The organism is Rhodococcus sp. NPDC080181, assembly GCF_040702225.1.
Taxonomy (GTDB): domain Bacteria; phylum Actinomycetota; class Actinomycetes; order Mycobacteriales; family Mycobacteriaceae; genus Rhodococcoides; species Rhodococcoides fascians.
Map to the genome: position 1 here is coordinate 89353 of NZ_JBFBKN010000003.1, position 13602 is coordinate 102954.

The window sequence follows — 13602 nt, forward strand, 5'->3', positions numbered from 1 at the left end:
AGTAGGCTCTTCCACCGTGGCCGATCAGTCCCTGTCTTCCGTTTCCCCCGAGCACGCCGATGCGCGCCGGGAAAGGTTGCTGGCTGCAGCTGCGGTGACGTTGCGTGAACTCGCGCCGGTATTGACCCCGCTGGGCGCGTTGTTCGCCGCCGCGGGCCACGAGCTGTACCTCGTCGGAGGGTCCGTTCGGGACGCGGTTCTCGGTCGTTTGGGAACCGATCTGGATTTCACCACCGACGCCAGGCCGGAGGTCGTTCAGACGCTGCTGTCCGGGTGGGCGGACCATCAGTGGGACACGGGCATCGCGTTCGGAACAATCAGTGCGGCCAAGGACGGCCAGCAGATCGAGATCACGACGTTCCGCACCGATTCGTACGACCAGGTCTCGCGCAACCCCGAGGTGCAATACGGCAGCAGCCTCGAAGAAGATCTCGTTCGACGCGATTTCACCGTCAACGCCATGGCCGTGCGGTTGGGTGCGGACGGCGTGCAGGAGTTCGTCGATCCGCTCGGCGGCATGGACGCGTTGCTCGAGGGCGTTCTCGATACCCCGTCGGCACCGGAAACGTCGTTCGGTGACGATCCGCTGCGGATGCTGCGCGCGGCTCGATTCGTGTCGCAACTCGGCTTCTCGTTGTTGCCGCGGGTGCACAGCGCCATCGTCGACATGGCCGATCAGATCGATCGCATCACCGCCGAGCGCATTCAGGTGGAGCTGGACAAGCTGATTCTCGGCGCCCACCCGATCGAGGGCATCGACGTGATGTGCGAGACCGGTTTGGCTCAGCGGATCATTCCCGAGGTGCCGAACATGAAGCTCGAAATCGACGAGCATCATCAGCACAAGGACGTGTACTGGCATTCGTTGACGGTTCTGAAGCAGGCCATCGACCTCGAGGACGGCGACCCCGATCTCGTATTGCGTTGGGCCGCACTGCTGCACGACATCGGCAAGCCCGATACCAAACGTAACGAGCCCGGCGGCGGCGTCAGCTTTCACCACCACGAGGTCGTCGGGGCCAAGATGGTGCGAAAGCGTATGCGCGCGTTGAAGTATTCGAAGAAGATGATCGAGGACGTCTCGCATCTGGTGTTCCTGCATCTGCGATTCCACGGATACGGCAAGGGTCAGTGGACCGACTCGGCGGTGCGTCGCTACGCCACCGATGCCGGCGAGCTACTGCCCAAGTTGCACAAGCTGGTTCGAGCCGATTCGACCACCAGGAACAAGCGTCGAGCGGCTGCCCTGCAAGCCACCTACGACGATCTCGAAGAGCGCATCGCCCGCATCGCCGAGCAAGAGGACTTGGCGCGGGTTCGTCCCGACCTCGACGGTAACGCGATCATGGAGCTGCTCGGTATCCCCGCCGGTCCCGACGTGGGCAAGGCCTGGAAATACCTGAAGGAACTGCGCCTCGATCGAGGACCACTCTCACGTGAGGACGCCGAAGCGGCGCTGCTCGAGTGGTGGCCGACGCAGTAGCGCGTCCCGCGCACGTGCGCGGAACTTCGTAGCCCACTACGAGTTTCCACTCACGACGAGCGAAGCTCGGCCTTGACGAGATAGACGTTGTAGCTGTCCCACTCCGAGACGGTGAAGAACAGCTCGTTCGCCGTCGACCACGGATGAATGAAGCCGCCGTAGGTCTTGGGGTACTCGGCGGTATCGATCAGGGTGCTCGGGGCGGTCCACTCGCCCTGCGGTGAATTTGCTTCGCGCAGAACGATATCGCCGCGTAACGGATCCAGATACGTCATCCGCCAGAGGCCTCGGGCGTCGTCGTGATGAACCGACAGTTCCCCGGCCATACCGTCGGCGATGGGGGTGGCTTCGTTCGATCCGACGGGAGCCCAGGTGCCGTTCACCCAGTACTGGTAGGCGGTCTTGTTCAGTACGTCCGCTTTCGGGACGCGTGCCAGGCCGACCTGGCCGGCGCGACCGTTGACGGTGCCGAACATGTACACGTACTCCCCCGCCGGGACCATCGTCGACACCTGGAACTTGGAGAACCCGAAGACGTTGTCCCACTTGGCATGCTCGTACTTGACCCAGGTGGAACCGTTGTCGTCGGAATAGGCGATGCCGCCGTAGTTGGTCCACCACATGCCGGGGATCGTGCTCCACCGCCGGATGGACATGTACGACATGTACTGCCGGTCGTCGATCGCGAACCCGGACGTGGGGATGACGGTGGTCTCCCAATTCTTGATCTTGCGCGAGGGTAGTAATTCGGCTGCGTGACAGCGGGAATCCTGCACCATCGAGTCCAGGGTCATACCGTCGGACAGGTCGGTGTCGGTGCTGTGTCCCAGTACGTTCGACCGCCAATCGTCTCCGCCGACCACACCGAATTCCCAACCCTTGCCGAAGGAATCGCCGAAAACGACGGCGACCTCGCCCGGTTTGCTCTCCCACATGATGCCGAGGTCGGTGCCGTCGACCTGCCAGCGCTTGTCGGTGCGGTTCTCCGATCCCGGTCCGGTCAGCTGCGAGACCACCTCGACGTGTCCGAGGGCCGGTGCCACCGGCGGTACCGTCGTCGGCCCGGACTCCGCCGCGGTCACGGCGGGTGCCGGCGGCGGGGTTCCCGGAGTTCCACCGGGGCCGGGAATCGGGATGGGAAGGGTCTCGGGCTGCGGGTCGATCTCGATGCGAGGGAACGGGAGATGGTCTGCCGAGCCGGTGGTGGGCGAGTCCGTGGCGTCGGTGAGGTCGGGGCAGGGGTCCGCGCACGGGTCGGCCGACGGCTCGGCCTGGACACGGGTGTTGTTCGGCGGCGGGTCGGGCACCGGCACGAGTTCGATCGACGGATACGGCACGGGGATCACCACACGATCCGGCAACGGCGGCAGCTGCGGCGGATTTCCGGGCCCGACGGGCTCTGGTGGGTAGTCCTTGGGGTCGAATCCGGTTTCTCCACAGGAATTCACCGGCGGCGGCGGGGCCGCGTACGCGGGGGGTGCGGAAAGAACGGCTGTACCTGCGGCAACCGCGATGATGCAGCCGAGCGACGTCGTGCGGCCATGCATGCGGTGCCCCCGTGTTGTCCGACGAAACCTAGCGGTCCGATACGGGAAGATACACCACGTCAGCGCGGTGCGCGCCTCGTGTTGAGTACCGCTGCGACGAAGCCGACGGCGTAGATTCCTGCTCCGACGAACACCAGCGCGTGCGCAGTGGGATCCTGGCTCAGCTCCGTGGCGTCGGGGCCGACGGCGAATGCGGCCGCGGCGAGGGCGCCGACGAACGCGACGTTGAACACGGTGTCCTGCAACGCGAAGACTCGTCCGCGATGCGCGTCGTCGATCTCGATCTGCATGGCGGCGTCCCCACTGAGTTTGACGGTCTGCCCGGCGATCCCGAGGAGAAAAGCTCCGAGCAGCAGACTGGTCTGGGTGAGGCCGGAGACGGCACCGACCTGAGCGGCGATGGCCAGGACGAGGGCCGTGGCGATGGTGCGGGTGCGGCCGAACCGCGGGACGGCGAACGGCGCGATGACGGCGGCGAGGAACATTCCGGTGGCCGTGGCTCCGACGGCAATGCCGAAGCCGGCGAGGCCGCCGGGCAGGGAACTCTGCGTGCTCTCCCGCAGCACCAGCACCATGATGAGGGTGTTGATGCCGAACACGATGCGGTGTGCCCCGATGCCGATCATCGCGGTGGTCACGCCCGGCGACCGCCACACCGCCAGGGCACCCGATTTCAGGCCGGCGGCAACATCTTTCAGCGGGTTGCCGGGCCGATCGTCCGTATCGGGACCGAGAGACCGCGGCGCGAACCGTCCGGCCGCAACAGCACCGACCACCGAGCCGGTCGCGGCCAGCCCCACGGCGACACCCGAGCCGAGATCCCCCGCTCCGACGGCACCGATCACTGCGACCGCCAGTCCCGCACCGGCCGCCGCGAAACCGGAGCCGACGGTGGCCAGTACCGAGTTCATCGGCACCAGCCACGATTGCCGCACCACATGCGGCAAGGATGCCGACGCGCCCGCCAGGACGAACCGACTGAGCCCGACGGTGGCCAGAGCCAACAGCAGCAGCGGCGTGGCGTCGACCCCGGCACACAGAAGCCCGGCGGTAGCGGTGATGAGAACGATGCGAACGATATTGGCCCACAACAGAACCGATCGACGATCCCAGCGGTCCAACAGCGCACCTGCGAACGGGCCCACCAAAGAGTAGGGCACGAGCAGAACAGCGAAACCGGCGGCGATCTCGGCGGGGTTGGTGGCGCGTTCGGGATTGAACAGGATGGCACCGCTCAATGCGGCTTGGAACAATCCATCACCGAACTGGCCGGCGAAACGAACGGTGGTGAGCTTGCCGACGCCCGGGGACTCACGTAGGCGGGTACGAAAGGAGGCGTCGTTCACCGACGGGACTCTATCCCGCGTCGGTCACACCGATACGGCGGGCTTGTCTGCCTTCCACCACGCGATCGTGGCGGCTGTGCCGTCGGCGAGCGGGGTGGGATCGAGGCCGAGAACGCGCTCGCTGTGGCTCGAATCGAGGATGTAGGGGTAGCGGAACTGGTACAGGGTGTCCCCCAGCTCTTTCATCGGACCGGAAACGAGCCCCAGTGCTCGCATGACCCAAGCCGGTACGGCACCGATCTTCGGGGTCGGCAAGTCCGCTGCAGCGGAGTACATCTCGATCATCTCCCGCTGAGTCACCGCGGGGGCGGTCGGTGCATGCAGGACGGTATTCCACGTGGACGGTCGTGCGGCCGCGACGATCATCGCGGCTGCGAAATCCGGCACGTACGTGAAGGAATGGGGTAGGTTCGCGGCCCCGATCACCCGAATGGTCTTACCGGCGAGCACATTGGCGACCACACGTTCTCCCATGTGCGAGACGAGCACCCGGGGGCCGTAGAAGTCGGATGCCGCGATGCTGACGGTGGGGGTCGAGTGAGCGTCGCGTGCGGCCAGGAGTTCGGTGCGCACACCCAGCTTGCGGAACGTGGCATTTCTGGGTGAGTCCTCGCGGATGGGCCCGTCGACCCGGCCGTAGGCGTAGAGACTTTCGGGAAACACGACGACCGTGCCCGCGGCCGCGTCGAGCACACGTCGTTCCATCGCCTCGAGCTTGTCGCGCCACACCGTGTTCTCGTAGGCGGCGTGGGTGCAGTGATAGATGGCGGTTGCTCCGTCGACGTGCGCTCGGAGGTCGTCGGACTCGATGTCGACCGATCGCCGTTCGATGTTCGGATGCTGTGGCCCGCTGCCGGATCGAGTCAGGATACGCACCGTATGTCCCTGTGCAGCAAGCTGTTCGGCGATCGTCCAGCCGACGGGTCCCGCACCGGTGACGACGTGAAGTTCTGACATGGCTACTCCGTTTCGGTAAACGAGAGCGGTGCTCTCTGATGTGTCGAGTGTGCACCTCTGCTCGGAGAAAAGCAAGAGCAGTGCTCTCGGAAAAGAGCGGCAGTTACAGTAGCGAGCATGGCGAGCACTCCGCGTACCCGAGCCCGCGCCCAGACCCTGAGCGACATCACCCGCATCGGACGGGAGCACCTGGCCGCAGACGGTGCTGCGGCCCTGTCGCTACGCGCGGTCGCCCGAGATCTGGGCGTCGTCTCCTCGGCGGTCTATCGCTACGTCTCGAGCCGGGACGAGCTACTGACCTTGCTCGTCGTCGATGCGTATTCCGAGCTGGGCGACGAAGTCGACGCGGCCGTCGACGCAGCGGACGGCCCCGCCGACAAATTCCGGGCGTTGAGCCGGGCGGTGCGTCGATGGGGACTGCGGGAGCCGGCCCGGTACGCGCTGCTCTTCGGCAGCCCCGTACCCGGTTACCACGCGCCCGCCGAACAGACCACCGGCCCGGGGACCCGGGTGATCACCACATTGGTCGCAGTCCTGCAGTCGGCCTGGGACATCCGTCGCCCGGACATCGAATCGGCGCCCACCGAGTTGGCGTCGCTGCACGCAAGTTTCGAGGACATCCGCGCCCAGATGGACATGGACCTGCCCGACGAGCTCATCGCATTGGGCGTGATGGTGTGGGCGTCACTGTTCGGTGCGATCAATTTCGACGTGTTCGATCAGTACGGCGCGACGACGTTTGCCGACCGAGACGCGTTGTTCGAGTTCCAGTTGGGGATTCTGACCAAGATTGCCGGGCTCGAGTAGGACCGAGGACTGGCCGTCGTGCTTGTGCCACATCCGGCGGTGTGCGGTGCCACAATGGCTGATGTGGCAGCGCATGCGGAGGAACCCGAGGACCGGACGGCGTCGGCACTGCACGATGTTCGTCCCGGCAGTCTGCTGGTGTCGTCCATCGAACTCGTGGAGCCCACGTTTCGGCGCACCGTCATCTACATCATCGAACACAACGACGCGGGCAGTCTCGGCGTCGTGATCAACCGCCCCAGTGAGACCGCGGTGCAGAACGTGCTGCCCGATTGGTCCGAGCTCGCCGCGAAGCCGCGGGCCCTGTACGTCGGTGGTCCGGTCAAGCGTGATTCGGCACTGTGTCTGGCCACGCTGCGCACCGGTGCGTCGATCGACGGGGTCGCCGGTCTGCGCCGAGTCGACGGCCGGGTGGTGATGGTAGATCTGGATTCCGACCCCGCAGACATCGCGCAGTACGTGGAGGGTGTGCGCATCTTCGCCGGGTACTCGGGGTGGACGTTCGGGCAGCTCGAAGGTGAACTGGACCGAGAAGACTGGATCGTGTTGTCGGCCTTGGCTTCCGACGTGATCGGTCCGCCGCGCGTCGACCTGTGGGCGCAGGTTCTGCGTCGTCAGCCGATGCCGTTGGCGCTGTTGGCGTCCCACCCGATCGACGTCGAACGGAACTGAGAGCGGCTGCGCCGCACGTGCGCGGAACTTCGTAGCAGGGGTCGAGTTTCCACTCACGACCCAGGACGCAACCTAGTGCGAAAAAGCCCGCGCGGTCGAGTGTCCGCCCGATTTCAGACCGTCGATCACCTCGTCGATGGCGATGCACAGCATGCGGCCGAGGTCTGCGCTGAAGCCCTCGCGGACGACGATTCTGAGTACGGCGACGTCGGTGGCGTTGTCGGGCATCGTGTACGCCGGCACCTGCCAGCCGCGGGCACGCAGTTCGTGGGACACGTCGAACACGGTGAACTCGCAGTGCTCTTTCAACATGAACGACAGGACCGGGATGGTCGATCCATTGGTGATCACGTCGATATCGGGATGTCCCGCGAGATGAGTGCTGACGCGAACTGCGGTGTCGCGCAGTGCTTTCATGATGTCGGTGTAGCCGGACCGGCCCAGGCGCAGAAAATTGTAGTACTGGCCGATCACCTGATTGCCCGGCCGCGAGAAGTTCAGTGTGAAGGTGGGCATGTCGCCGCCGAGGTAGTTCACGCGGAACACGAGATCCTCGGGCAAGTCTTCCTTGGTCCGCCAGACCGCGAATCCGATTCCCGGATAGGTCAATCCGTACTTGTGTCCGCTGGCGTTGATGGACTTGACCCGAGGCAGACGGAAGTCCCATTCGAGCTCCGGATACAGAAACGGTACGACGAAACCACCGCTGGCCGCGTCGACGTGAACCGGTACGTCGGGTCCACCGCCGCCGGCGATCTCGTCGAGGACGGCGCAGATTTCCTGTACGGGTTCGAGTTCACCGGTGAACGTGGTGCCGAGAATCGCCACGACGCCGATGGTGTTCTCGTCCACCGCGTCCCGAACCTGTTCCGGGGTGATGACGTAGCGCCCGCGTTCGACGGGCAGGTACTTGGGTTCGACGTCGAAGTAGCGACAGAATTTCTCCCACACCACCTGGACATTGCTGCCCAACACCAGGTTCGGGGTTCCTGTCCCGGCGCCCTTCTCCCGCCAGCGCCACTTGAGCGCCAACCCCGCCAGCATGACTGCTTCACTGGATCCGATGGTCGAGACGCCGGTGGCCGATGACGGGTCCTCGCGGTCGAGGCCGGGTGCGTGGAACAGATCCGCGACGATGTTGACGCAGCGTTCTTCGATGGCCGCGGTGGACGGGTACTCGTCCTTGTCGATCATGTTCTTGTCGAACGTTTCCGCCATCAGCTTTTCGGCCTGCGGATCCATCCAGGTGGTCACGAACGTCGCCAGGTTGAGGCGTGAGCTGCCGTCGAGCATCAGTTCGTCGTGGATGTAGCGGTAGGCGGCGTCGGGGTCGAGTTGATTCTCGGGGAGTCGCAGTGCGAGTACAGGATCGGTGGCGAGCCGGCCGGTGTAGGCGGCAGAGACGACGCCGTCCGTGTGCAGTTTCCTGGGCATTGTCTTCTCCGATTTCTCGACTGACACCAACCTAGTCCGCGACGACCGCCGCCGGGCTCGGTTCCGGTCGACGCGCGAAATGCTGAGCGATGACGGTGCACACCATCAGCTGGATCTGATGGAACAGCAACAGCGGCAGGACGATCAACCCGATGGGTTGGCCGACGAACAGCACGGCGGCCATCGGCAGTCCGCTCGCCAAGCTCTTCTTGGATCCGCAGAACAGCAGCACCAGACGATCCTCGAGCGAGAAACCGAACGACTTGCCTGCGTACCAGGTGATCGTCAGAACGAGGGCGAGCAGCAGGATGCACACGGCGACGACGATGCCGATGCGCCACAGGGCGACCGAGGACCACACGTGTTGGTTCATCGACGCGCTGAAGGCGGAGAAGACGACCAGCAGAATCGATCCCCGGTCGACGAGCTTCGTCGACGCGCTGTGGCGGGTCAGCCAGCCCGTCACCCAGGGTCGGAGCAGCTGACCGACGGCGAACGGGAGCAGCAGCTGCGCAACGATGTCGAGGATCGAGCTGGGATCGATGCTCGCCGAACCCGTGGTGGTCATCAGCGCGAGCACCAGCAGCGGGGTGACGAACACACCGAGGATGTTGGAGAACGACGCGCTCACCACGGCACCGGCCACGTTGCCCCGGGCGATGGAGGTGAAGGCGATCGAGGATTGGACGGTCGAGGGCACCAGGCAGAGGAACAGCACTCCGGTGTAGAGGTCCTCGCTGAGCAGACTCGGTTCGAGGACCCTCAGGGCCAGTCCGAGCGCAGGGAACAGCAGGTACGTCGACGCCAGGATCACCGAGTGCAAGCGCCAGTGTTTGACGCCTTCCCAGGCGTCACGTGGGGACAGTCGCGCGCCGTAGATGAGGAACAGCAGCCCGATGGCGACGCGTGTCACCCCGCCGAGAACGTCCTCGGCGGTTCCCGACGCGGGGAAGATGCTCGCCAGCGCGGCGACCGCGAAGATGCTCAGCAGGAAGGGATCCAGGACGGTGTCCCGCAACGCTTTCACTCGGCCACTCAGTCCGCAGTGGTGGTGCGGGCACGGTCGGTGAGGGTGTTGAGCGTTCCCGCGATCGTGTCGGCGGCTACGGTTCCGATGGTCAGTCGATCACCGTTGGCGAAGGTGACGAATGCCGCCGGCCCGGCTTCGGTGGCGACGGCGTAATTGCCGCGGCCCTTCGCTCGAAGACCCCACCCGCCGAAGTCCTTGGCCGGGTTCACCGTCCGCACCGAGGCACCAGTGATCTCGGCGATGTCGTAGTCGAATGCCGCCATTCCCAGGCTCGAGACGTAGAGACCGTCGCTGTCGATGTGCACGGTGAATCGCAGTAGGGACAGGATCAGGATGGTCAGCGGAACGAACAGAAAGATCGGCCACGGCGAATTCGAGAGGTAGCACGTCACGCCGGCTCCGGCCGCAGACAGCGCGATCACCGTGACTGCGGCGACGCGGCTCGCTCCGACGGGAACCACCAGCGGCAGTTCGAGGCCGCACCGAGGTAGGTCGGTGTGCAGGGGTGCGGTGGCGACGACGCGTTGGCGGTGATCCCGCAGGCGCGTCGCTCCGAACAGTCCGATGGCGAACCCGGCAACGGTACCGACGGCGATGGCCCAGCCGGGAATGGTGACGCTCTGCTCGGTGGGTAGGTCGAGTTCGCGTGCGAGGGTCGCGATCTCCAGCACGCCGATCGTCCCGACGACGGTGAGCCCGATGATCAGCATCGTCCGACGCATGATCAGCAGCACTCGGGCCAGGGCGGCCACCGCGCTCACACCGCCCCCGACCAACACGATGACGATGGCGACGGTCCAGGCGTTGGCGAGCGGATTGGAGAAGTCGTCCGGCTGGGTTCCGCTGAAGTGAGTCGCCACCTGGTCCGGCAGGCGACCCTCCCACAGATAGGCCAGGACGAGGCAGAGAGCGGCAACCGCGAGCGGGAGGACGACGCCGAAGACGACTCCGGCCGGATCGAAGGTGCGCAGACTCTTCTGTTTCATGCGCTCAGCTCGGCTGGCAGGCGTCCTTGAGGCTGCACGAGATGCACGATTGTCCGCATCCGTCGGCCTCGGCGGGTGCCGGCACTGCCGCGGCTGCGCGGGCACCGATGGATCCGCCGGCTGCGGCGATGAACAGCGCTGCAGCGAGGGCAACGACCACTCCGACGACCGCTGCGATGCCGCTCAGTGCGAGTGCGGCTACGCCGCCGATGGCCAGTACCAGCGCAGATGCGGCTGTGGTCGGGCCGGCGACACGGTTCGCGAGGACGAACGTCTCGTCGTCGCGCATTGCCTCGGGGGTACGGACACCGGCGAATCGATTGCGCGGGAGCCGGCCGAGCAGCGACAGGGCAGCGACAGCCCCGACGACGAGGGCGAGCACGAACAACACAACCGAGACGATGACCACCTGGCCAGGATACGGCGCAGCGAGGTCCTGGTACCAGGCGGGCCGCGTCACACTTTAGGCTGGTAGGTGTGACCGATTCCGTTGAAGCATCCACCGAGTCCGTTCCCGAGTACCGCTACACAGCCGAACTCGCCGGGCGCATCGAGGAGCAGTGGCAGGACCTGTGGGAATCGCAGGGCACCTTCGACGCGCCCAACCCGGTCGGAGCGCTCGCCGGAGACGTCCCCAAGGACAAGCTCTTCGTCCAGGACATGTTCCCGTACCCGTCGGGCAGCGGCCTGCATGTCGGGCACCCCCTGGGCTACATCGCCACCGATGTATTCGCGCGGTACCACCGCATGCAGGGACGCAACGTGCTGCACGCACTGGGCTACGACGCCTTCGGGCTGCCCGCCGAGCAGTACGCCGTGCAGACGGGTACGCATCCGCGCAGCACCACCGAGGACAACATCGTCAACATGCGACGCCAGTTGCGTCGGCTGGGTCTCGGGCACGATCGTCGACGGTCCCTGGCGACGACGGATGTCGACTTCTACCACTGGACGCAGTGGATCTTTCTGCAGATCTTCAATGCTTGGTTCGACGACGAGCTCGGCAAGGCGCGCCCCATCTCGGAGCTGGAGGCGGAATTCGCCTCGGGTGAGCGGACATTGGACGACGGCCGCTCCTGGGAGTCGCTGACCGTCGGTGAACGCCGCGAGGTGATCGACGGCTTCCGTTTGGTGTACGAGTCCAACTCGATGGTCAACTGGTGCCCTGGCCTGGGTACCGTGCTGGCCAACGAGGAGGTCACCGCCGACGGACGTAGCGATCGCGGCAACTTCCCGGTCTTCCGAAAGAACCTGCGCCAGTGGATGATGCGCATCACTGCGTACTCCGATCGGCTGGTCGACGACCTCGAATACCTGGATTGGCCCGAGAAGGTCAAGACCATGCAGCGCAACTGGATCGGACGCTCTCGCGGAGCGCAGGTCTCGTTCTCCGGGATCGAGGTGTTCACCACCCGCCCGGACACGCTGTTCGGTGCCACCTACGTGGTGCTGGCGCCCGAGCACGATCTGGTCGACGGCATGGTGGCCGAGCAGTGGCCTGCCGGAATTTCGGACAAGTGGACCGGCGGCGCCGCGACACCGGCCGAAGCCGTTGCCGCATACCGCGCGTCGATCGCCGCGAAGTCCGATCTCGAGCGGCAGGAGAACAAAGAGAAGACCGGCGTCTTCATCGGTGCGTACGCCGAGAACCCGGTCAACGGTGAGCAGGTGCCGGTGTTCATCGCCGATTACGTGCTGACCGGGTACGGCACCGGTGCCATCATGGCCGTTCCGGGCCACGACGCACGTGACTGGGAGTTCGCGACGGCATTCGATCTGCCTGTGCGCGAGGTCATCTCCGGCGGCGATGTCACCGAGGCGGCTTACGTCGGCGACGGTGAATTGGTGAACTCCGGTTTCCTCGACGGCCTGCCGGTGGACGAGGCCAAAGCCGCCGTCATTTCCCGACTGGAGTCGGAAGGCAAGGGCCGCGGCACAATTCAGTACAAGCTGCGCGACTGGCTCTTCGCGCGCCAGCGCTACTGGGGCGAGCCGTTCCCGATCGTCTGGGACGCCGAAGGCAACCCGCACGGACTGCCCGATTCTGCTCTGCCAGTGGAACTTCCCGAGATCGAGAACTACGCCCCGGTGTCGTTCGATCCTGACGACGCCAGCTCCGAGCCGTCCCCACCGCTGGCCAAGGCCGACGAGTGGGTCAACGTCGAACTCGATCTGGGCGACGGACTGCAGACCTACACCCGCGACACCAACGTGATGCCGCAGTGGGCCGGTAGCTCTTGGTACCAGCTGCGCTATGTCGACCCCACCAACTCCGAGGCCTTCGCAGACCCGGAGAACGAAAAGTACTGGGTGGGGCCGCGTCCCGAAATCCACGGACCCAACGATCCGGGCGGAGTGGATCTCTACGTCGGTGGCGTCGAGCATGCGGTGTTGCACCTGCTGTACTCGCGCTTCTGGCACAAGGTGCTGTTCGATCTGGGTCACGTCAGCTCCAGCGAGCCCTACCGACGCCTGTACAACCAGGGCTACATCCAGGCCTACGCGTACACCGATTCCCGCGGGGTCTACGTTCCTGCAGCCGAGGTCGTCGAACGCGACGGCGGCTACTTCTATCAGGACCAGCCCGTCAACCGTGAGTACGGCAAGATGGGTAAGTCGCTGAAGAACTCGGTCTCACCCGACGAGATCTTCGCCGAGTACGGTGCCGACACTCTGCGTGTCTACGAGATGTCGATGGGTCCGCTGGACACCTCACGCCCGTGGGCGACGAAGGACGTCGTCGGCGCGCAGCGTTTCCTGCAGCGCGTGTGGCGACTGGTGCTCGACGAGGTGACCGGCGAGGTTCGCGTCACCGATGCGAAGCCCACCGAGGACACTCTGCGAGTGCTCAACCGGGTGATCGACGGTGTGCACGCGGATTACGCTGCGCTGCGCGACAATACGGCCGGTGCCAAGTTGATCGAGCTGACCAACCACATCACCAAGGCGTACCCCGACGGTGCGCCACGCGGTGTGGTGGAGCCGTTGATCCTGATGCTCGCTCCCCTGGCACCGCACCTCGCCGAGGACCTGTGGGGCAGGCTCGGACACGAGAAGTCGTTGGCGCACGGGCCATTCCCGCGCGTGGAGAAGAAGTGGTTGGTCGCCGATACCGTCGACTACCCCATCCAGGTCAACGGCAAAGTCCGCAGTCGCATCACTGTGTCTGCCGATGCAACGAAGGACGACGTCGAGAAGACGGCATTGGAAGACGAGAAGATCGTGGCCCTGCTCGACGGGAAGGCCCCGACCAAGATCATCGTGATCCCTGGTCGCATGGTGAACATCGTTCTGAAGTAGCTCTCGCCTCCGCCGAACTCGAAGTTATGGATGAAAATCT

At 65.2% G+C, this 13602-nt stretch carries 11 protein-coding genes; 4 read left to right on the top strand and 7 right to left on the bottom strand.

All coding sequences use genetic code 11. From position 1 onward, the window contains the following. The first annotated feature begins 16 nt into the window (after positions 1–16). Positions 17–1483 carry a CCA tRNA nucleotidyltransferase gene (locus tag AB0O58_RS04410; RefSeq protein WP_032371394.1) on the top strand — a complete coding sequence of 489 codons (1467 nt, stop codon included), beginning with the start codon at positions 17–19 and terminating at the stop codon, positions 1481–1483. 50 nt (positions 1484–1533) lie between these two features. Here AB0O58_RS04410 and AB0O58_RS04415 read toward each other — a convergent pair whose 3' ends face one another. From AB0O58_RS04415 to AB0O58_RS04425, 3 genes are read right to left on the bottom strand one after another with little or no spacing between them, the layout of a single operon-like run. Then, positions 1534–3030, bottom strand: coding sequence for a DUF4185 domain-containing protein (locus AB0O58_RS04415; protein WP_366237942.1), 1497 nt, complete (start codon positions 3028–3030; stop codon positions 1534–1536). 59 nt (positions 3031–3089) lie between these two features. Then, on the bottom strand, positions 3090–4376 hold the full coding sequence (locus tag AB0O58_RS04420; protein WP_032389443.1) for an MFS transporter: 1287 nt from the start codon (positions 4374–4376) through the stop codon (positions 3090–3092). A gap of 24 nt (positions 4377–4400) precedes the next feature. Continuing rightward, positions 4401–5333, bottom strand: a complete 933-nt coding sequence (locus AB0O58_RS04425) for an NAD-dependent epimerase/dehydratase family protein (protein ID WP_366237943.1) — start codon at positions 5331–5333, stop codon at positions 4401–4403. Positions 5334–5450: 117 nt separating this feature from the next. Between AB0O58_RS04425 and AB0O58_RS04430 the strand changes: the two genes are divergently transcribed. After that, positions 5451–6140: a TetR/AcrR family transcriptional regulator gene (locus tag AB0O58_RS04430; protein ID WP_027495021.1), complete on the top strand. Its 690-nt coding sequence runs from the start codon at positions 5451–5453 to the stop codon at positions 6138–6140. A 54-nt stretch (positions 6141–6194) separates the two neighbouring features. Then, a complete protein-coding gene (locus tag AB0O58_RS04435; protein ID WP_032400878.1) occupies positions 6195–6812 on the top strand; it encodes a YqgE/AlgH family protein in 618 nt (205 codons plus the stop codon). A gap of 72 nt (positions 6813–6884) precedes the next feature. On the opposite strand, the gene AB0O58_RS04440 is transcribed toward AB0O58_RS04435, so the two are convergent. From AB0O58_RS04440 to AB0O58_RS04455, 4 genes are read right to left on the bottom strand one after another with little or no spacing between them, the layout of a single operon-like run. Continuing rightward, positions 6885–8246 (bottom strand): glutamate decarboxylase, encoded by a 1362-nt coding sequence (locus AB0O58_RS04440; RefSeq protein ID WP_366237944.1) that lies wholly within the window; start codon positions 8244–8246, stop codon positions 6885–6887. A gap of 31 nt (positions 8247–8277) precedes the next feature. Next, a complete protein-coding gene (locus AB0O58_RS04445; protein WP_230593360.1) occupies positions 8278–9264 on the bottom strand; it encodes a bile acid:sodium symporter family protein in 987 nt (328 codons plus the stop codon). A gap of 17 nt (positions 9265–9281) precedes the next feature. Then, the gene (locus AB0O58_RS04450) at positions 9282–10262 is read right to left on the bottom strand and encodes a DUF1648 domain-containing protein (protein ID WP_032399365.1); all 981 of its coding nucleotides are present in this window, start codon (positions 10260–10262) and stop codon (positions 9282–9284) included. Positions 10263–10266: 4 nt separating this feature from the next. Next, positions 10267–10671 carry an SdpI family protein gene (locus AB0O58_RS04455; protein ID WP_027495026.1) on the bottom strand — a complete coding sequence of 135 codons (405 nt, stop codon included), beginning with the start codon at positions 10669–10671 and terminating at the stop codon, positions 10267–10269. A gap of 68 nt (positions 10672–10739) precedes the next feature. Here AB0O58_RS04455 and leuS point away from each other — a divergent pair, with 68 nt between their 5' ends. After that, a complete protein-coding gene (leuS, locus tag AB0O58_RS04460) occupies positions 10740–13562 on the top strand; it encodes a leucine--tRNA ligase (RefSeq protein ID WP_045841542.1) in 2823 nt (940 codons plus the stop codon). Positions 13563–13602: the final 40 nt, after the last annotated feature.

Bases quoted from the DNA above. Each gene is read 5' to 3' on its own strand.
- AB0O58_RS04435 (WP_032400878.1), top strand. From the start codon at position 6,195: ATGGCTGATGTGGCAGCGCATGCGGAGGAACCCGAGGACCGGACGGCG.
- AB0O58_RS04450 (WP_032399365.1), bottom strand. From the start codon at position 10,262: ATGAAACAGAAGAGTCTGCGCACCTTCGATCCGGCCGGAGTCGTCTTC.
- AB0O58_RS04440 (WP_366237944.1), bottom strand. From the start codon at position 8,246: ATGCCCAGGAAACTGCACACGGACGGCGTCGTCTCTGCCGCCTACACC.
- AB0O58_RS04415 (WP_366237942.1), bottom strand. From the start codon at position 3,030: ATGCATGGCCGCACGACGTCGCTCGGCTGCATCATCGCGGTTGCCGCA.
- AB0O58_RS04430 (WP_027495021.1), top strand. From the start codon at position 5,451: ATGGCGAGCACTCCGCGTACCCGAGCCCGCGCCCAGACCCTGAGCGAC.
- AB0O58_RS04425 (WP_366237943.1), bottom strand. From the start codon at position 5,333: ATGTCAGAACTTCACGTCGTCACCGGTGCGGGACCCGTCGGCTGGACG.